Source organism: Prevotellamassilia timonensis (assembly GCF_900106785.1).
Classification (GTDB): Bacteria; Bacteroidota; Bacteroidia; order Bacteroidales; family Bacteroidaceae; genus Alloprevotella; species Alloprevotella timonensis.
The window spans coordinates 129,136-148,451 of sequence record NZ_LT629842.1 but is presented as its reverse complement, the minus strand read 5'-3'; the positions used below and the strand labels follow the sequence as shown (position 1 = coordinate 148,451).

At 51.4% G+C, this 19,316-nt stretch carries 14 protein-coding genes; 9 read left to right on the top strand and 5 right to left on the bottom strand.

All coding sequences use genetic code 11. From position 1 onward, the window contains the following. The first annotated feature begins 18 nt into the window (after positions 1 to 18). Entirely contained in the window at positions 19 to 1,155 is a 1,137-nt protein-coding gene (locus BQ5453_RS03545) for a glycoside hydrolase family 127 protein (RefSeq protein ID WP_071122184.1), read from the top strand. 433 nt (positions 1,156 to 1,588) lie between these two features. Beyond that, a complete protein-coding gene (locus BQ5453_RS03540) occupies positions 1,589 to 2,500 on the top strand; it encodes a glycosyltransferase family protein (protein WP_071122183.1) in 912 nt (303 codons plus the stop codon). 115 nt (positions 2,501 to 2,615) lie between these two features. Here BQ5453_RS03540 and BQ5453_RS03535 read toward each other — a convergent pair whose 3' ends face one another. From BQ5453_RS03535 to rplU, 3 genes are all read right to left on the bottom strand, one after another. Further along, a complete protein-coding gene (locus tag BQ5453_RS03535) occupies positions 2,616 to 3,146 on the bottom strand; it encodes a GNAT family N-acetyltransferase (protein ID WP_071122182.1) in 531 nt (176 codons plus the stop codon). A 111-nt stretch (positions 3,147 to 3,257) separates the two neighbouring features. After that, positions 3,258 to 3,518 carry a 50S ribosomal protein L27 gene (gene rpmA / locus BQ5453_RS03530; RefSeq protein WP_022101890.1) on the bottom strand — a complete coding sequence of 87 codons (261 nt, stop codon included), beginning with the start codon at positions 3,516 to 3,518 and terminating at the stop codon, positions 3,258 to 3,260. A 22-nt stretch (positions 3,519 to 3,540) separates the two neighbouring features. Then, the gene (gene rplU / locus BQ5453_RS03525) at positions 3,541 to 3,858 is read right to left on the bottom strand and encodes a 50S ribosomal protein L21 (RefSeq protein ID WP_022101889.1); all 318 of its coding nucleotides are present in this window, start codon (positions 3,856 to 3,858) and stop codon (positions 3,541 to 3,543) included. Positions 3,859 to 4,133: 275 nt separating this feature from the next. On the opposite strand from rplU, the gene alaS reads away from it, so the two are divergent. The 4 genes from alaS (at position 4,134) to BQ5453_RS03500 (ending at position 11,254) form a co-directional block, all read left to right on the top strand. Continuing rightward, entirely contained in the window at positions 4,134 to 6,761 is a 2,628-nt protein-coding gene (gene alaS / locus BQ5453_RS03515; protein WP_071122180.1) for an alanine--tRNA ligase, read from the top strand. 108 nt (positions 6,762 to 6,869) lie between these two features. Next, entirely contained in the window at positions 6,870 to 7,628 is a 759-nt protein-coding gene (locus tag BQ5453_RS03510; protein WP_071122179.1) for a four helix bundle suffix domain-containing protein, read from the top strand. A gap of 292 nt (positions 7,629 to 7,920) precedes the next feature. Beyond that, a complete protein-coding gene (locus BQ5453_RS03505) occupies positions 7,921 to 10,203 on the top strand; it encodes an NADP-dependent malic enzyme (RefSeq protein ID WP_071122178.1) in 2,283 nt (760 codons plus the stop codon). Between the two features lie 94 nt (positions 10,204 to 10,297). Next, positions 10,298 to 11,254 (top strand): tetratricopeptide repeat protein, encoded by a 957-nt coding sequence (locus tag BQ5453_RS03500; protein ID WP_161942395.1) that lies wholly within the window; start codon positions 10,298 to 10,300, stop codon positions 11,252 to 11,254. A gap of 16 nt (positions 11,255 to 11,270) precedes the next feature. On the opposite strand, the gene BQ5453_RS03495 is transcribed toward BQ5453_RS03500, so the two are convergent. Together BQ5453_RS03495 and BQ5453_RS03490 are read right to left on the bottom strand one after the other, a co-directional pair. Continuing rightward, entirely contained in the window at positions 11,271 to 12,731 is a 1,461-nt protein-coding gene (locus BQ5453_RS03495) for an ATP-binding cassette domain-containing protein (protein ID WP_071122176.1), read from the bottom strand. Positions 12,732 to 12,733: 2 nt separating this feature from the next. Further along, entirely contained in the window at positions 12,734 to 13,249 is a 516-nt protein-coding gene (locus BQ5453_RS03490; RefSeq protein ID WP_071122175.1) for a flavin reductase family protein, read from the bottom strand. Positions 13,250 to 13,708: 459 nt separating this feature from the next. Here BQ5453_RS03490 and BQ5453_RS03485 point away from each other — a divergent pair, with 459 nt between their 5' ends. The 3 genes from BQ5453_RS03485 to BQ5453_RS03475 all read left to right on the top strand — a co-directional run bounded on the left by BQ5453_RS03485 (position 13,709) and on the right by BQ5453_RS03475 (position 18,877). Next, entirely contained in the window at positions 13,709 to 14,083 is a 375-nt protein-coding gene (locus BQ5453_RS03485; protein ID WP_143033288.1) for a hypothetical protein, read from the top strand. A 94-nt stretch (positions 14,084 to 14,177) separates the two neighbouring features. Then, positions 14,178 to 15,548: a threonine/serine exporter family protein gene (locus tag BQ5453_RS03480; RefSeq protein WP_071122173.1), complete on the top strand. Its 1,371-nt coding sequence runs from the start codon at positions 14,178 to 14,180 to the stop codon at positions 15,546 to 15,548. Between the two features lie 425 nt (positions 15,549 to 15,973). After that, the gene (locus tag BQ5453_RS03475; protein WP_071122172.1) at positions 15,974 to 18,877 is read left to right on the top strand and encodes a glycoside hydrolase family 27 protein; all 2,904 of its coding nucleotides are present in this window, start codon (positions 15,974 to 15,976) and stop codon (positions 18,875 to 18,877) included. Positions 18,878 to 19,316 lie beyond the last annotated feature (439 nt).

The window sequence follows — 19,316 nt, the reverse complement described above, 5'->3', positions numbered from 1 at the left end:
GCACTACACTGACACACAATGAAAAAGACTCTCACGCTTATCATAGCCTTTACACTCTCAGCCCTTAGTCTGTCGGCCGCCACGCCCTGGCTCAAACGTCCGTTGCGCTTTGTGCCGGCTGACAGTGTGGCCACTTGGGGCTACGACGGCCACGACTTGCGCACACTGGCCTACCAAACAGACTCGACCATTGCCCCACCCTATCTGCGTCTGACACGACTGGAATGGCAGCAACGCAAGCAGGCCTTCAAGCAATGGGAAAACGGCACCCACGACCGCAACTGCGTGGGCGGTTCGGGCACAGACCTCGGTGCACCGCAAGGGCTGGCTGCCGCGCGGTGGATTGACCTGGCGCGCCAACTATTTCTGACACAAGGGCACGCCGACTACATGGACTATGCCGAAAGGGCCATATTCAACGCCGTCATGCACACTGTGAATGATTCGCTCGAGCCACGCGGCACCATCGACAAACTGCAGGCGGCGCAAATGTTGCTCTGCCTGCCGGGCATGATGTATGCCACCAGCAACGAGGGTGACTTGTACGTCAACCTCTACGCTAACAGCACCACACGCATTCCGCATCAGGAGGGAAGTTTCACACTCGACCAAATAACCGACATGCCACGCTCGGGCAGCGTAAAATTCCGTTTCATGCACATGCCCGCCCAAGGCATTGCCATGACGATGCGTGTGCGTATGCCCGACTGGACAGCTCAACGCCCTAACACTCCTTATATATATGTAGGCGCCGAGCCAACGCAAACCACTATCTATGTGAACGGTCACGAACTTTCACCGCTCACTATCGACTCAAAGGGCTATGTAAGCATTACCCGCACCTGGCGCAACCTTGACGAGGTGTACATTGACCTGCCACTACAAGCACAATACATCAAGCCAGCCACCACACCCGACCATAACCGCATGGCACCCGTCTACAACCAGACTGCCATGCAATGGGGGCCACTGGTGTATGTGGCTAAGGGCGAGGGGTGCTACTTTTCGATGCAACAAGTGGCCCAGCCCGCCAACGATGTGACGACACAAGGCTACCCCATACTGCAAGGCACGATGTATCAGCACACCGACACCCCACAAGATGCCGCAGCTACAGGCGTGAATTTCGTGCTCAAGCCGTATTGTGAGGAATAAAGCGCATGAAGTCCTATTTATAAAGGTTCTAAGCTGGAAAAAGTAGCGTTTGGGGGGCTTTGGGTGGGGGCTGCAAAAAAACGCAAGCACTAATGGGGGCGACGCGTCCCGCGTCGGTATAGAGAAAAGAGGAAAACACGAACGCTGCTAAATAATAGCTTTTTCTTACCCCGACGCGAGACGCGTCGCCCCCATTAGAGGTAGCGTTTGGTGCTTGATGCTTGAGTCTGTTAGCATGGTTACGTTTCGCCGGACAGCAATAAATATTTATAAATAAGGCGGGCTTGTAATTTGCGCTTTCATGATAATTTGTTACTTTTGCATTGCAACTTGACAAGTCAAAGTGCTACATGCAGCGTGACAAAGCTCTGTGCATGCACACCAGACAAATGCGACAATACATCTAACAACACATAATATCTTTCAAATCAAAATGAAACCTACACTTTTTCTCCTGGCAGCAGGCATGGGTAGCCGCTACGGCGGCTTGAAGCAACTTGATGAACTCGGCCCTCACGGCGAAACCATCATGGACTATTCAATTTACGATGCCATTCACGCAGGCTTCGGCAAGTTGGTATTCGTTATCCGCAAGGATTTTGAAGAAGATTTCCGTCGCATCGTCCTTTCAAAGTACGAAGGCCACATTCCTTGCGAACTCGTATTCCAGAGCCTCGATGCACTGCCCGAAGGTTTCACCTGTCCTGCAGAGCGTACAAAGCCTTGGGGTACTAACCACGCCTTGATGATGGGCGAAAGCGTAATCAACGAGCCGTTTGCCGTAATCAACTGCGACGACTTTTATGACCGCGACGCTTTCCAGGTAATGGGCAAATGGCTCTCTGAACTGCCCGAAGGCTCAACCGGCAAGTACTCTATGGTAGGCTTCCGCGTAGGCAACACCCTTTCAGACAGCGGTACCGTAAGCCGTGGCGTGTGCGAGAACGACGCTAACCACCACCTTACATCAGTAGTTGAACGCACTAAGATCCAGCGCTTCGACGGTGTGGTTAAGTATCTTGGCGACAACGACGAATGGGTGTCTATCCCCGACAACACTCCTGTGTCAATGAACTTCTGGGGCTTTACTCCCGACTACTTTGCTTACAGCAAGGAGTTCTTCAAGACTTTCCTTTCAGACCCGAAGAACATGGAGAACCTCAAGAGCGAATTCTTCATTCCTTTGATGGTAGACGAACTTATCCACAAGGGTAAGGCTACTTGCGAGGTGCTCGACACTACCTCGAAGTGGTTTGGCGTAACTTATCCCGAGGATCGTCCGGGCGTAGTAGCCAAGTTCCAGAAGCTGGCCGACGACGGTGTTTATCCCGAAAAGATGTTCTAATACATACAGAACAAACTAACAAATGCTTAAGGGCGTGTCCAAGAAGAGAGGCTTATTTCTCTTTCTTGACACGCCCTCAGTGTTTATTTCCGGCATTTGGCAAAACGCTGCAAATTCATTGCGGTACTTTACAAACATTGCGGCTTATCATTTGATAAGCTAATCTTTCTGCGCTACGTGCACGACTTAAATGGATTATTCCGCAATAGGTAAAGCCGTATTTCTCAACCAAATGCCGCATTATGTGGTTATCGCGATGGGTGTCGATGCGCAAATTGTCGGAGTGCTGTATGCAGTAACTTACTATGGCCGAAAACACGCCGTGCGCAGCTGGCAAACTCGTCACACGATGTATCACGTAATAAGGCATGCTGTCGTCTAACCATTTACCCTCGTATATGTGCCCGTATGACGGGTCGGGGCCTTGACGCAACACAAACGAACCAACCACTTTGCCTGCGGCGTCGCATACAATATAGCAGTCGCCACGCTGCAAGTCGTCATCTATGACTGCGCTTGACGGATAACCCTCTGGCCATTGGCAGGGGTTACCATTCTCTTGCATCGTGCGGCGCGCCACATCAACAAGCTGCATTATCACCTGAGCATCATCAGGCATGGCCTCTTTTATAATATAACTACCCATTTTGTTATATGACTATTGTGCAGCAAAAAAGCGGACTGCCCCCGCTATGTGTGGGAGCATATCCGCTTTTGAATGCTTTTTTCAGTAGGAGTCTCTTACTGATGTAGTGCGTTAAGCGTTAGCTTCTTCAACTGAAACTACGCTGCGGTCGCGCTGACCGCGGTGGAAGGTAACTACACCGTCAACAAGGGCGAAGAGAGTGTGATCCTTACCCATGCCTACGTTCTTACCAGGATAGTGTACAGTACCGCGCTGGCGTACGATGATGTTACCAGCAACGCAGGTCTGACCACCCCAAATCTTAACGCCTAATCTCTGTGAAGCCGATTCACGACCGTTCTTAGAACTACCTACACCTTTCTTGTGTGCCATTTCTTTCTAAAACTTTTAAGGATTAAGCAATTACGTTCTTGATTGTCACTTCAGTGAACTGATGGCGATAGCCATTGAGCTTGCGATAGCCCTTGCGGCGCTTCTTGTGGAAAACGAGCACCTTCTCACCCTTAACGAGCGGAGATACTACTTCGCATACTACCTTGGCGCCTTCTACAGTAGGAGCACCTACCTTTACGTCGCCGTTGTTGTCAATCAACAACACGTTGTCAAATTCAACAGTCTGGCCGTTTTCGGCACCGCAGATGTGGTTTACATAGAGCTTCTTGCCCTCTTCTGCTTTGAACTGCTGACCGTTAATCTCTACGATTGCGTACATTTGTATTATATGTATAAACGGGTTTTTCCGGGAGGCGGACTGCACCCGCAGTCTCTTGTTTGGCCCCAGCGGACTCTAAATCGGCTGCAAATGTACTGCTTTTTTCTGAAATACAAGCATTTGCGTGTCTTTTTTTGCGCTGTCGGAGGGGTTTGACCGGTATTTTGGGCATACTGGTTGCTCCGTGAGCAAGTTTTTTGGGCTTTTGCTTTGCACTACATATCGTTTGCACTAACTTTGCAAACAAAACTAAAAAGAAGAAACGCATTATAATAATGATGACAGCTAACGAAATCCGCGACTCGTACAAGAAGTTTTTCGAGTCGAAGGGACACACCATTGTGCCGTCTGCTCCGATGGTGATTAAGGACGACCCCACTCTGATGTTTACCAACGCTGGTATGAACCAGTGGAAAGATATTATCCTTGGCCAACGCGACCCCGAGCCACGCCGCCGCGCCGACTCGCAAAAGTGCTTGCGCGTGAGCGGTAAGCACAATGACCTGGAGGAGGTTGGACATGACACGTACCACCACACCATGTTTGAGATGCTTGGCAACTGGAGCTTTGGCGACTACTTTAAGGAGGGTGCCATTGACTATGCCTGGGAGTATTTGGTTGACGTGTTGCACCTTAACCCGGCGGACTTGTACGTGACGGTGTTTGAGGGTTCGAAGGAAGAAGGCCTCAGCCGCGATGACGAGGCTGCCAAGTATTGGGCCAAGCACGTGCCTGCCGACCACATTATTGACGGCAACAAGCACGACAACTTTTGGGAAATGGGCGACACAGGTCCCTGCGGCCCCTGCTCAGAAATACACCTTGACAGCCGTACACCCGAGGAAAAGGCCAAGGTGCCAGGACGTGAACTCGTGAACAAGGACGACCCCCAGGTTATCGAAATCTGGAACATCGTGTTCATGCAGTTTGAGCGTAAAGCCAATGGTTCGCTCGTGCCACTGGGCATGAATGTGATTGATACGGGCATGGGCTTTGAGCGACTGGTGCGTGCTATTCAAGGCAAGAACTCTAACTACGATACCGACATATTCCAGCCCATCATCAAGAAGATTGGCGAATTGTCGGGCTTTGAATATGGCAAGGACGAGAAGATTGATGTGGCCATGCGCGTAATTGCCGACCACTTGCGTGCCATTTCATTTTCAATAGCTGATGGCCAGTTGCCGTCAAATGCCAAGGCTGGCTATGTGATACGCCGCATTTTGCGCCGTGCCGTGCGTTATGCCTACACTTTCTTGGGCCAGCGCGAAGCTTTCCTTTGCAAACTCGTACCTACCTTGGTGCATGAAATGGGCGAAGCTTTCCCCGAACTCAAGGCACAGCAGGTGCTTATCGGCCGTGTGATGCAAGAGGAGGAGGAGAGTTTTCTCCGCACGCTTTCAACTGGTATCAACATGCTTGAAAACGTGATTGCACAGACCAAGAAGGAGGGCAAGACGGTGGTTGACGGCGAAAAGGCCTTTACACTGTTCGACACTTATGGTTTCCCGCTCGACTTGACTGAACTCATCTGCCACGAAAATGGCATGGAGGTTGACGAGGAAGGCTTTAACACCGAAATGCAAAAGCAAAAGGAACGTGCCCGCAACGCTGCGGCTGTTGAAACCGACGACTGGGTAATCCTTGCCGAAGGTGAAACAGAATTTAAGGGTTGGGACGTAACGGAGTGCGACTGCCACATTTTGCGCTACCGCCGTGTGCAACAGAAAAAGCAAACTTACTACGAATTGGTGCTCGACCAAACTCCTTTCTATGCCGAAATGGGTGGTCAGGTAGGCGACCAAGGCGTACTCGTGGCTGGCAACGACAAGGTGGAGATATTCGACACCAAGCGCGAGAACAACTTGCCAATACACCTTACAAAGAAATTGCCCGCCGACGCCAAGGCTACCTTCCATGCTGAGGTGAACGTAAAGATGCGCCGCGGCAGTGAGGCCAACCACACCGCAACCCACTTGCTCGACCAGGCGTTGCGCGAGGTGCTCGGCACGCATGTGGAGCAAAAAGGTTCACTTTGCACCCCCGACTACTTGCGTTTCGACTTCTCACACTTCCAGAAGGTTACTCCCGAGGAATTACGCCAGGTGGAGCGCATCGTCAATCGCCGCATACGCGAGGACATTCCATTGCAAGACCACCGCGACGTGCCCATGGAGGAGGCCAAGAAACTTGGTGCTATCGCCCTGTTTGGCGAAAAGTATGGCGACAAGGTGCGCGTGGTACAATTTGGCAGCAGCGTAGAATTTTGCGGTGGTTGCCATGCCAAGAGCACCGGACGCATTGGCCTGTTCCGCATCGTTAGCGAAAGCAGTGTGGCCGCCGGCGTACGCCGTATCGAAGCCATCACTGGCGAGGCTGCCGAGGAGAGCGTCTACGCACAGCAAGACGTAATGAGCAACCTCAAGTCATTCTTCAACAATGCCAAGGACCTTACCGCTGTCATCAAGAAGACGATTGAGGAGAACGACGGTTTGAAGAAACAGGTTGAGAGCTATGTGAAAGAGCAACTTGTTGCCTTGCGCGACAAACTCGTGGCCAGTGCCACCGATGTGGACGGCGTACGTCTGATCAAGTATGTCATTCCTACTGCTATCGAACCTAACGCCGTCAAGGACCTCGCCTTCCAAGTGTCAGGCATATTGCCCAACGACACCTTGTGCGTGTTTGGTTCAACACACGAAGGCAAGCCTTTGCTCACTGTCATGATAAGCAAGAACCTTGTTGAGAGCAAAAAGCTCAATGCGGGCCAACTCGTGCGCGAAGCAGCCAAGCTCATCAAGGGCGGCGGCGGCGGTGCACCCCACTTTGCCACTGCCGGTGGTAAAGACGCCAGCGGACTTGAAGAAGCCGTAAAGAAGGTGGTTGACTTAGCACTGGCTTGATAAGGGTGTCACAACTCGTTATCAGATAATACAATATATTGAAAAGGCTGACGCGATAAATAGAGCATACTATTTGTTGCGCCAGCCTTTTGCTTAACGACACACGCCATGGAAAACTACGAGGAACAACCAGTACTGACCCGCCAAACGAATTGGGACGTATTGTTTTTCTATCAAAAGTCTGACGTTATCTATCAGCTGTCGTTTGCCTTCTGCAACAGATTTATACACCTTTACAAGGACCGCACACGTGACCAAATGATACAGGCCGCACGCTCGTGCAAACAAAACATCGTAGAAGGGCTTGCCGATGGTGTAACGTCAACCGAGATGCAACTGAAACTGCTCAACGTGGCACGCGCCTCGTTAAAAGAGCTACGCGAGGACTTTGAGGATTATCTCAAATCACGTCATAAGCAAATCTACACCGCATCGCACTCTCAATACGAGCCTATGCTCAAATACTGCCGCTACCATAACAAGCTGCAAGACTACGCGCCCTACTTTGACCAGTGGACTGACGAGCAGATGTGCAACTATGCGCTCACGCTCTGCCACATGACAGACAAGATGATGATGAGTTTCTTAAAGAAACTTGAGCAAGAATTCATCACGCAGGGAGGCATAAAGGAGCGCATGCACCGTGCACGCACGGGGTTCCGCAATAAGCAAGACGAGCGTCTCAAGCAGTTAGAAACAAGTTTACCTGCCATCAAGCAAGCATTGCAGCAAGCCCAGTCTGAAGCAGAAGCATGGCAAAAGGCTTACAACAACCTCAAACAGCGCGCCCTGGCCGCTTACTATCGGCAAGCCGATGAAATAGCCGCCCTTAAAGCTGAAATAGCAAAGCTAAAGGGCAAAGCTTGAGGCGCCGCCATAGCATGAAGAATATGGTATGAGTAGAGGTTCTAGACGTTCTAGATATTCTAGAAATTCTAGATATTCTAGATATTCTAGAAAATCTAGAACAACTAGAATAATCTAGAACTGCCAGCCCCTACCCCGCCATAGCACGACTTTCTCTTTCCTCTTGCATAACCTTTCACAAAATGAGAGCAAATAGTAAAATTGTGCATAGCCAAGCGCGCACGATAAAACAAAAATCGTAAATTTGCTTGCGAATAGTAACAACTAACACTCTTAACGACCCTATTATTATATGGTAAAGATAACAAAAGAGGCTGCCTTGCACTACCACGAAATGGGCAAGCCCGGTAAAATCGAAATTGTACCAACAAAACCCTACCGCACTCAAACCGACCTTTCGCTGGCATACTCACCAGGCGTGGCAGAACCTTGCCTTGAAATTCAAAAGGACCCGCACGATGCCTATCGCTATACAAACAAGGGCAACTTGGTAGCCGTCATTTCTAACGGCACCGCCGTGCTCGGACTGGGCGACATAGGCGCCATGAGCGGCAAACCGGTGATGGAAGGCAAGAGTCTCTTGTTCAAGATATATGCAGGCGTCGATGCCTTTGACATTGAGGTGAACGAAAAAGACCCCGAAAAGTTTATCGCCGCTGTTAAAGCCATAGCGCCTACCTTTGGCGGTATTAACCTCGAGGATATCAAAGCACCCGAATGCTTCGAAATAGAACAACGCCTCAAGGCCGAACTCGACATACCGGTAATGCACGACGACCAGCACGGCACGGCTATCATATCGGCAGCAGGCCTTATCAACGCCCTTATAGTGGCTGGCAAAAAGATTGAAGACGTCAAGATTGTTGTCAATGGTGCAGGTGCAGCCGCCATATCGTGCACACGCCTTTACTGTGCCTTTGGTGCTAAAAAGGAGAACGTAGTGATGCTCGACTCCAAAGGTGTTATTACAGCCGACCGCGACAATTTGAATGCGCAAAAGCGTGAGTTTGCCACCACACGCACCGACGTACACACCTTGGCCGAAGCCGTTAATGGCGCCGATGTATTTGTAGGTTTGTCAAAGGGCAATGTACTCACACAAGACATGGTACGCTCTATGGCCAGCAATCCTATCATCTTTGCACTGGCCAACCCCGTGCCCGAAATCTCTTACGAAGACGCCACAGCAGCACGTCCTGACGTACTGATGAGCACAGGCCGTACCGACTATCCCAACCAAATCAACAATGTAATTGGTTTCCCCTACATCTTCCGTGGCGCACTCGACACCGCAGCAAGTGCCATCAACGAAGAAATGAAGATGGCAGCGGCCCGTGCCATTGCCGACCTGGCGCGTCGTCCGGTGCCCGACATCGTCAACCGCGCCTACCACGTGCGCAACTTCACCTTCGGCCCCGACTACTTTATTCCCAAACCCGTCGACCCGCGTTTGATTACCGAAGTTTCAATGGCCGTTGCCAAAGCCGCAATGGACAGTGGAGTGGCACGCACACCTATCAAGGACTGGAAAGCCTACCGCCAGCACCTGCGCGAATTGATGGGCCAAGAAAGCAAGTTTACCCAGAACCTCTACGACACAGCACGCAGCAACCCCAAGCGTGTGGTTTTTGCCGAAGGCACACACCCCACCATGCTCGAAGCCGCTGTGCGCGCTAAGGAGGAGGGCATCTGCTTCCCCATATTATTGGGCAACGATGTGCAAATACGCAAAATTGCCGAAGAGCTGAAACTCAACCTCGAAGGCATTGAAATACTCAATCTGCGCAACGACACCCAAAACGAGCGCCGCCACCGCTATGCGCAAATCTTTGCCAAGAAAATGGAGCGCAAGGGTTATACCCCCCAAGAGGCTGAAGACAAAATGTACGAGCGCAACTACTTTGGCATGATGATGGTAGAGACAGGCGAGGCCGATGCATTCATCACGGGTCTTTACACCAAATACTCTAACACCTTCAAGGTGGCACGCGAGGTTATTGGTGTGCGCGAAGGCTACAACCACTTTGGCACAATGCACCTGATTAACACCAAGAAAGGCATTCTGTTCGTAGCCGACACACTTGTCAACCGCCACCCGAGCGAAGACACGCTCTACGACATTGCACGCCTCTCTGCCGAAACAGTACGTTTCTTCAACCGTACACCGTCTATCGCCATGCTTTCATACTCAAACTTTGGCTCAGACAACGACGGCAGCGCACTCAGTGTGCAACACGTGGTTGAACGCATGCACAACGAAATGCCCGACTTGGCCATTGACGGCGAAATGCAGCTCAACTTTGCCATGGACAAAGACCTGCGCGATGAAAAGTACCCCTTCAACCGCCTCAAGGGCATAGATGTCAACACACTCATCTTCCCCAACCTCTCTGCTGCCAACTCATCATACAAGATGGTAAAGGCGCTTGAAGACGATGGCGAAGTAGTCGGCCCTATCCAAATGGGACTTAACAAGCCTATCCACTTTACCGACTTCGAAAGTTCGGTAAGCGACATCGTCAATGTCACCGCTGTTGCCGTGATTGACGCCATCGTGATGGAGAAGAGAAAGTAAGAAACAGAAATAAGCGCAACAATACAGAAAGACACAAGCGGCACAGCATGAGTATGCAGTGCCGCTTGTGCCGCTTTTACACAATATGTATGCTATGAACAATATATTAAGACCCTTGGCATTGTTTGCAAGCATCTTCCTTGCTGGCACGCTCGGTGCCCAGACCATCATTCCCCTGCAACGCGGACAAGGAGGCATCAGGTCGAAGACGGTGGACGACTACAAACGCGAGCAACATACCGACAAGCGTGAGCAATCTGACTCCCTGGCGTATGTTGACAATTTGCGGCGCGCCTTCAACGCCCTATACGCCGACTCCTTGGGGCAGGCCGAAACCTTGTTTAATGAGGCACTGAAACTGCGTCCCGCTGCCGAAGGCAATCATATAATAAAGTATAACCTGGGATTGGTAGACATGGCACGCGGTCGAAACGTGCAAGCGGTCGAAAAACTTACCGCTGTCATCAAGGACTACCCCAACTACTTCGATGCCCGTTTGGCGCGCGCCGAAGCCAACCTGCAACTTGGGCGTGCCGCCGAGGCACAGGACGATGCGCAACAAGTGCTCGACCAGCCCGAACTTGACGGCATCACGCCCCAGCTGCTTGAACGTGCACGCTTTGTGCGCGCAGCAGCCCGCTATCAGTTGAGACTCTTTACCGAAGCCCATGCCGACCTGCAGCACATCATATCAGCCAACCCGCAAAACACCAACGCGCAAATACTCGATGCCCTGACACTGCAACAAATGGGCCAGCCCAAGGAGGCACTCAACCGCCTTAACCTTATTGTGTCGGCACACCCCGACATGGTAGATGCCCTCAGCACCCGTGCCGCAGTAGAGGCCGAGCTCAACATGCCAGCCCTTGCACGTGCCGACTACGACCGCCTTGTTGAACTGCAGCCCAACGAGAGCGCCTACTATATTGAGCGGGCCAAGATGCTGCTGCGGTTGGGCGAGAAAAAAGCGGCACGCACCGACCTTGACAAAGCTATCAAGTTAGGCGTGCCGCATGGCATGGTACAGCCCCTTTTGCTGCAGGCAAAGTAGCGGGGCAAGGAGTTCGTCACCGGTGTTTCTTCAGCACCAGCCGGTGGTCGATGCACGAAGGCAACTCTTCTTCATAATGCGTAACCATGATAAGCGTCTTGCGCGTATTGCGCATAAAGCAGTCTATAATGGCTTGAGCGCGCTTGCGGTGACGGTTGTCAAGCCCGTGAAAAGGCTCGTCAAGAATAAGCAGATCCGGGTTCTTGACAAAGGCACGTACCAACATAATCAAGCGCTGCTCGCCCGACGACAGCGTCATATAGTTACGATCGGCCAAGTGCGAGGCATCAAAGGCCGCGAGCCACGCCTTGCAACAAGCGCGTTCAGCCTCCGAAGCATGCTGATACAGCCCTATCGTGTCGCGCAATCCACTTGCCACAATATCAATAGCCGGCAGCGGTTTGCGGTAGGCCGAGTACATCTCGGGCGACACATAACCAATGCGGCGCTTTATGTCCCAAATGCTTTCACCGCTCCCGCGCTTATTGCCAAACAGCCTGATATCGCAGGCATAAGCTTGCAGATTATCAGCACACACCAGCGACAGCAGCGTACTTTTACCCGCCCCATTCTCGCCGGTCAAGGCCCAGTGTTCGCCCCGCATCACCAGCCAGTTCAAGTCCTTCAATATGGTGCGCTGGCCATAGCGTATGTTGATGTGTCTGAAATCAATCACCTCATTGCTGGCAGCCGGTGTAAAGCGTTCCTCGGTTGGCGGGGTAAAAGCCGGCATCTCACCCATGCGTGCCCCGTCCTGCTCTATCTGAGCATAAGCGGTGGCGGGCAGCAAATTACTCACACGCTTGCCGTCCACATAAACTATGTGCTTTACAAACGACGGCACATCGGCCGGACGGCTCACCACCAGCACCAGCGTCAAACGTTGTGCCAACAGCCCGAGCACCCGCGTCAGCATCATGCGAGCGTCCTTGTCAAGGCCGATGTAAGGATTGTCTATCACAAGCATCTGCGGACACGACATCAGCATCTTGGCCAACTGCATACGTCGCAGTTCGCCGCTCGACAGTTGGTTAATAGGCTTGTCGGCATGCTCGTCCATACCCAGTTCGGCCAGCAAGTCCAAGTCTATCTCGGGCGAAGTGCCCTGGTGCAAGTCAGTCCAAGCTGTACGAGCCTGCTGCAGCACCTCGCTTACAGTGGGAAACGTCTGCTCGTCGGTCTGGTTCCAGCGCTGCTGATAGTAAGCCGGTTCATTGCCACCATACACATCGCGAAAGGTCACAAGCCGCACATTATCGGCCACGCGGTCAGCATTATTGCCACCAAAGTCATACCGTGCCGCATCGCCCAGCAGCGGGTGAGCACCAGTTATAATATCCACCAGCAGCGATTTGCCGCCACCATTAGGGCCGCAAATTGCCAGCGCCTCGCCAGCCTCTATTGTCAGATTGAGCGGCTCGGCCAAACGATAATCGGGGTGACGCGTCACCCCGTTTGTTATTTGTAGTAACGGCATGCTTATTCGTAAACGTTTTCTATCTCCACCACATACATGGTGTGCAGCGAACCGCCCGGCTGGTCATTGTACCAGCGTGCAAGTGCCTCTTTGTCAACAAACTCGTCGGCCTTGAGCTCCGTGCGGAACATTTTGCGACCCTCTATGGTCAGTCGAGCCTCCTCAAAACCTATGGCACCGTGTTCCGTTACAACGGGAGTCAGTCCGGTCTCCTTCACCTTGTCATAGTCGCGTCCCGACTTTGAGCCACAGAAATTGTACACCTTGCGCATGGCCTCGCTGTGGCCAAGGAAAGAGAGTGTCAAGTATTCATTCTCTTCAATCAGCGGATAGGTGGCACGTTCCGGACGTACAAAGACAAATGCCACAGGCTTGTTCCACAGCCAACCTATGCCGCCCCACGAGGCCGTCATCATGTTGCAGTGTTCCTTATTGCCAGCGGTTATGAGCATCCATTCCTTGCCTATCAGTTCAAAGGCATTCTCTTTAGCCAAAGCTTCAACAGTTGTCTTTTTCATTGTTGCATTTTTTAGTCATTCGTATTATGCCGCTAAGTTACAAATTTATTTTAGTTACGCGCTGACCGGATTATCAAACAAATTGACAAGTCAACGACTTTACGTGTAAGTCATACCTCAAATACGCGACTTAAGTTATCTTACTACGATCGAAGTAAATGCTTACTACGTTCGAAGTAAATGCTTACTACGTTCGAAGTAAATGCTTACTACGTTCGAAGCAAGCATATATATCGGTCGTTTCACATGTTTACTACAACCGGTCGCCGCCGTTATTCGTACCGCACTTGCTAAATCCGAAAGTTGAGAGCATATAATTGCGCCATGATGGCAAGTGCTCCCATTTCTCTGATTTTATTTGTACTTTTGCCATATCGTTCAGGCTGTTGTTTGCCTTTCATCGCAGCAGCAGGGAAAGTGACATTTCTGACACAGCTAAATCCCGGACAGCTTATTTACATGCCAGACATGCTTGTTGCTATTGTAGCATTGAAGCAATACGCTGCGCTCAACAAAGGGGAATACGCGTCTACTGTGGACACATGGGTGGACAAAGCAAAGAAGGAATGGCTCGACCATTCTCCTATCATCGGTATGGACATCGATGCAGGCCCCGTCATCATGGGACTGAGCCCCTCTGGAACAGCCTTCTCAACAGGAGCTGCCACCTTTTTCAATGACAATGAGGTAAGGAGCAACATTCTCCGCACCGCCGAGATTTGTGGAAATACGCTATCATCGGGCAACAAGAAACACTACGCACTTGCAAACATAGCCCTGGTCGGCGAGGCAATCATGCTTGCCATGCGTACAAACGCACCGGCTAACCTGTAACACCAACGGGTTTAATCACCTGTACATAAAGGCGTTATGCACATTTTTTTGTAATTTTGCAGCCAGAAATACAAAATCACACAAACTTTATTGAATGACAACCAACTCTGAACTGACAAGAGAGCAGCTAATCCGTCACAAACTCGACTTGTTGCTGCGCACCGGTCAGCTACTGGTGGAAAGTGCGGCCGACACCAACCGTATTGTACGCAACATGAACCGTGTTGCAGCCTTCCTCGGACTGCCCGAGGAACACTTGCACATCTACGTGCAGTTCAACATGTTGATGGTAAACCTCAGCGACGACGAACACTCCTTCACAAAGTTCCAACGCTGCAACAAGCATGGTATCAACATGACCACCATCTCGCTCATCAGCAAACTCTCGTGGAAGGCTATACGCCAGGACTACAGCATTGAGCAGTACGCCCAGGAGCTTGAAGAAATAGCCAACCGTCCCCGCAACTACACCCCCGTACAAGTGGCCATTGGCACCGGCTTTGCGTGCGGCGGTTTCTGCATACAATTCGGTTGCGACTGGACAGCCTTTTTCTACGCCTCGTTTGCAGCAGCCATTGGCATGTACCTGCGCGGTTTGATGCTGCGCAAGGGGCTTAACAACTACATGGGCATTGCCATTGCAGCATTTATCAGCACCGTAATAGCCTGGGCCACCACCTATTTGCCCTCATCGTGGACAAGCACACCGCTTCACCCCCTGTTGGCTTGTGCCCTGTTCATTGTGCCAGGTGTGCCACTCATCAACTTTGTCGACGACATGCTCGACAACTACATACAAGTAGGACTCACGCGCGCCATCAACACCTTCCTCATGATTGTGGCCATGTCGTTTGGTATAGCGTTCTTCCTCAAGCTGTCCAACTTCGACCTCACGCAGTTCTACACCATACCCATGATACCCCACAACTCTTACCTGAGCTACGCTGCTGCCGCAGCCATCTCGGCCATGGGCTTCTCTATGATATTCAACATTCCGCGCCGCCTGTTATGGGTTGTGGCCATAGGCGGCATCATAGCCGTGTGCACGCGCAACTTTGTCAACCTTGGCCCGTCCAACGACAACATCGGCCTCGACATGGGCCTTGCCATCGGCTCGCTTGCCGGCAGCGCCCTGGCCAGCTTAATTGCCGTCAAGGCCGTACACTGGGTGCATGCCCCCAACCACGTGCTCTCCATACCGAGCGTTATCCCCATGGTGCCTGGTGTACTGATGTACCGCGCCCTCGTTGGCTTGATTGAAATGAACGGTGTGGTGGGCGAACTCACCAACGCCATGAAATTTGGCATGGCATCAGCCATCACCATCATGTGCATCGCCCTTGGCGTGGCCATACCCAATGTCTTTGCCCGCCGCTGGGTGGCCAAAGACCGCCAGCGCAAACTCAATCAACTCATTGAGGAGCGTCGCAAGCGCGGCCACTTTATCGATTTGGCAAAGCTCTAATCTAACGGACAGAAGGGCTGGCAGACACTGGCAACACAAGCCAACCTGCCAGCCCTTCAACTTTTCATCTGTCCATACCCTACCACCACATTAGCGATATTAGTAAACAAGTTGACAAGTTCGCGGAGGGGGGAGACAGGTAAGTTTGTCATGCTTCTTCGCATTCTGACGTTTACATGATAAACTGCATACTTGTTAACCCGTTATTTCATTGTATCCTCTCCCACAAACGCACCAATATTCTGAAAAACACTTAAATTCCGAACCCTTGATTAAAGAAAGTCAATAAAACACTTGGGGGGGGGTAAATTATAAGTATTTACTTTGCGAAGAATTGACAATCAATTCAAAAGGCAAGTTCCTTGCAGCACGAATGCACTAACACCAAAGTATCAACAAATCTATTTTTACTTAAACCTATTTTAATGACACATTATTTACGTTTACTAAGCCTTGTTGTATCAGCCATGCTGTTGGCTGTCAAGGCTGTAGCTGGCATCAAGGTGAGCCAGACACTACCCTCTGCGGGTAAGCCAGAGCATTGCTACACCATGATGAATGCCAACAACTACTACTGCAACGCCACCACATCGCCCACGCAGACAAAGGACAACTATGCCCAGTTTGCCTTTTATGCCGCCAGCGACAAGGCCAACACTTACTACATCTACAACGTAACAGCCAGCAAATGGGTGAGCTACGACCAGGCTGATAGTTACAGCGCACAAACTGGTTTTGTAAAGATGACCGACAGCAAAGTAGATGCCGCGGTCTACAAATTCAACGAACTCAGCACTGGCGCCTACGAAATTCAGCCCTACACCACTACTGGCGTAGCAGCCATCTACCTCAATTGGTACAAGGGTATCGGTAATGACAACCCCGTAAACGGCAACGTCACACTTGGTCTTTGGACAGATAATGGCACCAAGGACAAAGGTTCTAATTGGACACTCAAGGAGGTTGGTGTGCAGCAAAAGTACACCTTGTTCAGCGATGGCATGCCGAGCAATGCTACAGTCATCATCAACGGCCAAAGCTTTACAGGACTCAATGCCCAAGGCGACCAGTCTATCAATGTTGAGGAAGATATACAGACAAGCGACATCACCGTCAAGGTGGGCGGAGGCTATTTGGCAAAAGTAACCATCGACAATGCCAACTATCAGATTGACTTCAAGTTCATACAATACTTCACCCCCACGGCGAGCATCGATGCCGAAAAGCAGTATCCCTACATTTTGAAGATGCCATCAGCCTACATCAAAAAGTCGGGCGACAACCTGGTACACACCACAAGCGCCAGCGATGCCGACCGCTTCGTGCTTATCGAGGCTGAACAGGGCAAGTACTACATCTACGACCGCACCGCTGGTTGCTATATTTACTACACCAATGTGGCAAACGGCAGCAATCAAACTACTACTGCCAACAGTAACGTAAAGTACACCACCGACAAGGCCACTGCCAACACCTGGCAGTTGATGATGCTCTCCGAAGAGACAGTAGCCATCATTCCTGGCTCGGTAGAAAACCCCACGGGCAATACACCGTCGTTCAACTTTACTGGCGGTATCGACAACAACGCCGTACTTAACCTGTATAACGCTAATGACCGAAATTCGGCCTGGCAATTCATCGACCCCTCAAAAACTCCGATGCCTTTTGCCACACTGATGTATGCCCTGCCCGGTGCGCAATACATTCACAAGTTGCCCACCAAAACTGGCGAGACCGTTACAAGCGTTGACTTTGGCTCAATCTCAACACTTGCACTGCACGACGACCGCGTGGCCATTGGCAACAAATACAAGTACATCAGCGGTACAGCACCTGCCGAAGAGGGCGAATACGAATACACCCTTAACCTGACTAACGAAACAGGCGACGAAATTCAATCAAAGGTACGCCTCATTGTCAGCAGTCATCTGCAGTCACCCACTCCCATGATGGCCTGGCTCACATGGAACTGGTTTGCACGCGCCATCAGCCACGACAAAATGGTTGAAATAGCCAAGGGTCTTGAAAAGTACGGCTTAATCGAAGCTGGTTTCAACACCATCGTACTGGACGATGCTTGGGCCAGCCCAACCAACGACAAGGCAGCCCTGACCTACGACCCTGCCAAGTTCCCCAACGGCATCAGCGGTCTGAAAACAGCCTTAAAGGGCATCAACAACAAACTGAAAGTGGGCATCTACAGCGACGCCGGTTCTATGACCTGCGAAAACTACCAGCCTGGCTCATACGGCTACGAGGCTGCACACCTTGCCCTGTTCGACTCATGGGGCGTTGACATGCTCAAATACGACTACTGCAACTCTCAGGCCGGCACCAAGGTGAGCTACACTCAAATGGGTAACGCCGTGGCCAAACTCAACGAAGAACGCCAAGCCAAGGGCGAAATTCCCTTTGTGTTCAACATTTGCGAATGGGGTAAGACCAAGCCTTGGGAATGGGGTGCCGAAGCCGGCGGCTCAAGCTGGCGTGCCACAAGCGATGCCCGCGAGGATTGGGTAGGCAACAACTCACGTCCTGGTGTGCTTGGTGGCGTTGACGAAGTGCGCAAACTCTGGATGTACGCCGGTGTCAACCGCTTCAACGACCTCGACATGATGTGCATCGGCCTTCACGGCCTTGGCGGCCCCAGCAACAACACAGCTGGTCACCAAAGCAATGGTGGAAAGATTACAGGTTTGACCGATGCCCAGGCCCGTTCACAGATGTCATTGTGGTGTATGTTTGCCAGTCCCCTGGCCCTCACTTGCGACCTTCGCGAAACGCCTAAGGGCGAGGCCAATGCCAACGTACAGATGCCCAACCCGCTGATAACCGATGCCGACATCGCCACACTGACCAACACCGAGGTTCTTGCCATCAACCAAGATGCCCTTGGCCAGCAGGCTGAATACATGGAGGCCCTGTCAACAGGCACAAGCAACTATTCTAACACAGGCTACGACGTTTATGTCAAGGACTTGACCGACGGCCGCATGGCAGTTTCTGTAACCAACCGTGGCACAACTGCTGTTAGCGTGCCCGACATTCAGCTTACCTCTATCTACCTGAAGGCTGACAACAAATACACTTGCCGTGACATCTGGGCTAACACCGAGTCTGAAATTGAAAACACACTGAGCCCGGGCACTCTCCAGCCCTGCGAAACAAAGGTATACGTACTGACCGACAAGGCCACCGTCACCTCACTCTCAGGTGTTAACACCTCACTCGCTTCAAAAGGCTCAACCCGCTACGATATCTCAGGCCGCAAGGTAGCCGAGGACTACAAAGGATTGTCTATCAAAGACGGCCAAAAGACGCTTAAATAAATTATCCAACGGATAATTAGTAAAATACTTAAAATGCGAAACGACAGCGCTGCATGGCGCTGTCGTTTCGCATTTTGTTATTATTACTGTCCGCTATACTTCAATGTTGCTTCCCCTGTCACAAAACGCAAGCACTAATGGGGGCGACGCGTCCCGAGGCTGCTGAAAAATGCCCCGACGCGAGACGCGTTGCCCCCATTAGAGCGCAATGCCCTGGCACAACAGCCCTTTACATGGCTCCTTATTTGCTTTTTAACCTGTAAATCTGATAGAAAACGCTACCTCTAATGGGGGCGACGCGTCCCGCGTCGGGGCATTTTTCAACAGCCTCGTCCCACAGGAAAAATGCCTTATTCGTACACTAAATAAAGGCTCACAGACAGGACTAATAACAAGCCTGTCTGTGAGCCTTTGCCTTAGGAACCGTCAAGCGGTTCCA

Coding starts and splice junctions, on each gene's coding strand:
- alaS (WP_071122180.1), top strand. CDS start 4,134: ATGATGACAGCTAACGAAATCCGCGACTCGTACAAGAAGTTTTTCGAG.
- BQ5453_RS03535 (WP_071122182.1), bottom strand. CDS start 3,146: ATGGGTAGTTATATTATAAAAGAGGCCATGCCTGATGATGCTCAGGTG.
- rplU (WP_022101889.1), bottom strand. CDS start 3,858: ATGTACGCAATCGTAGAGATTAACGGTCAGCAGTTCAAAGCAGAAGAG.
- BQ5453_RS03490 (WP_071122175.1), bottom strand. CDS start 13,249: ATGAAAAAGACAACTGTTGAAGCTTTGGCTAAAGAGAATGCCTTTGAA.
- BQ5453_RS03475 (WP_071122172.1), top strand. CDS start 15,974: ATGACACATTATTTACGTTTACTAAGCCTTGTTGTATCAGCCATGCTG.
- rpmA (WP_022101890.1), bottom strand. CDS start 3,518: ATGGCACACAAGAAAGGTGTAGGTAGTTCTAAGAACGGTCGTGAATCG.
- BQ5453_RS03545 (WP_071122184.1), top strand. CDS start 19: ATGAAAAAGACTCTCACGCTTATCATAGCCTTTACACTCTCAGCCCTT.
- BQ5453_RS03510 (WP_071122179.1), top strand. CDS start 6,870: ATGGAAAACTACGAGGAACAACCAGTACTGACCCGCCAAACGAATTGG.
- BQ5453_RS03495 (WP_071122176.1), bottom strand. CDS start 12,731: ATGCCGTTACTACAAATAACAAACGGGGTGACGCGTCACCCCGATTAT.
- BQ5453_RS03540 (WP_071122183.1), top strand. CDS start 1,589: ATGAAACCTACACTTTTTCTCCTGGCAGCAGGCATGGGTAGCCGCTAC.
- BQ5453_RS03500 (WP_161942395.1), top strand. CDS start 10,298: ATGAACAATATATTAAGACCCTTGGCATTGTTTGCAAGCATCTTCCTT.
- BQ5453_RS03505 (WP_071122178.1), top strand. CDS start 7,921: ATGGTAAAGATAACAAAAGAGGCTGCCTTGCACTACCACGAAATGGGC.
- BQ5453_RS03485 (WP_143033288.1), top strand. CDS start 13,709: ATGCCAGACATGCTTGTTGCTATTGTAGCATTGAAGCAATACGCTGCG.
- BQ5453_RS03480 (WP_071122173.1), top strand. CDS start 14,178: ATGACAACCAACTCTGAACTGACAAGAGAGCAGCTAATCCGTCACAAA.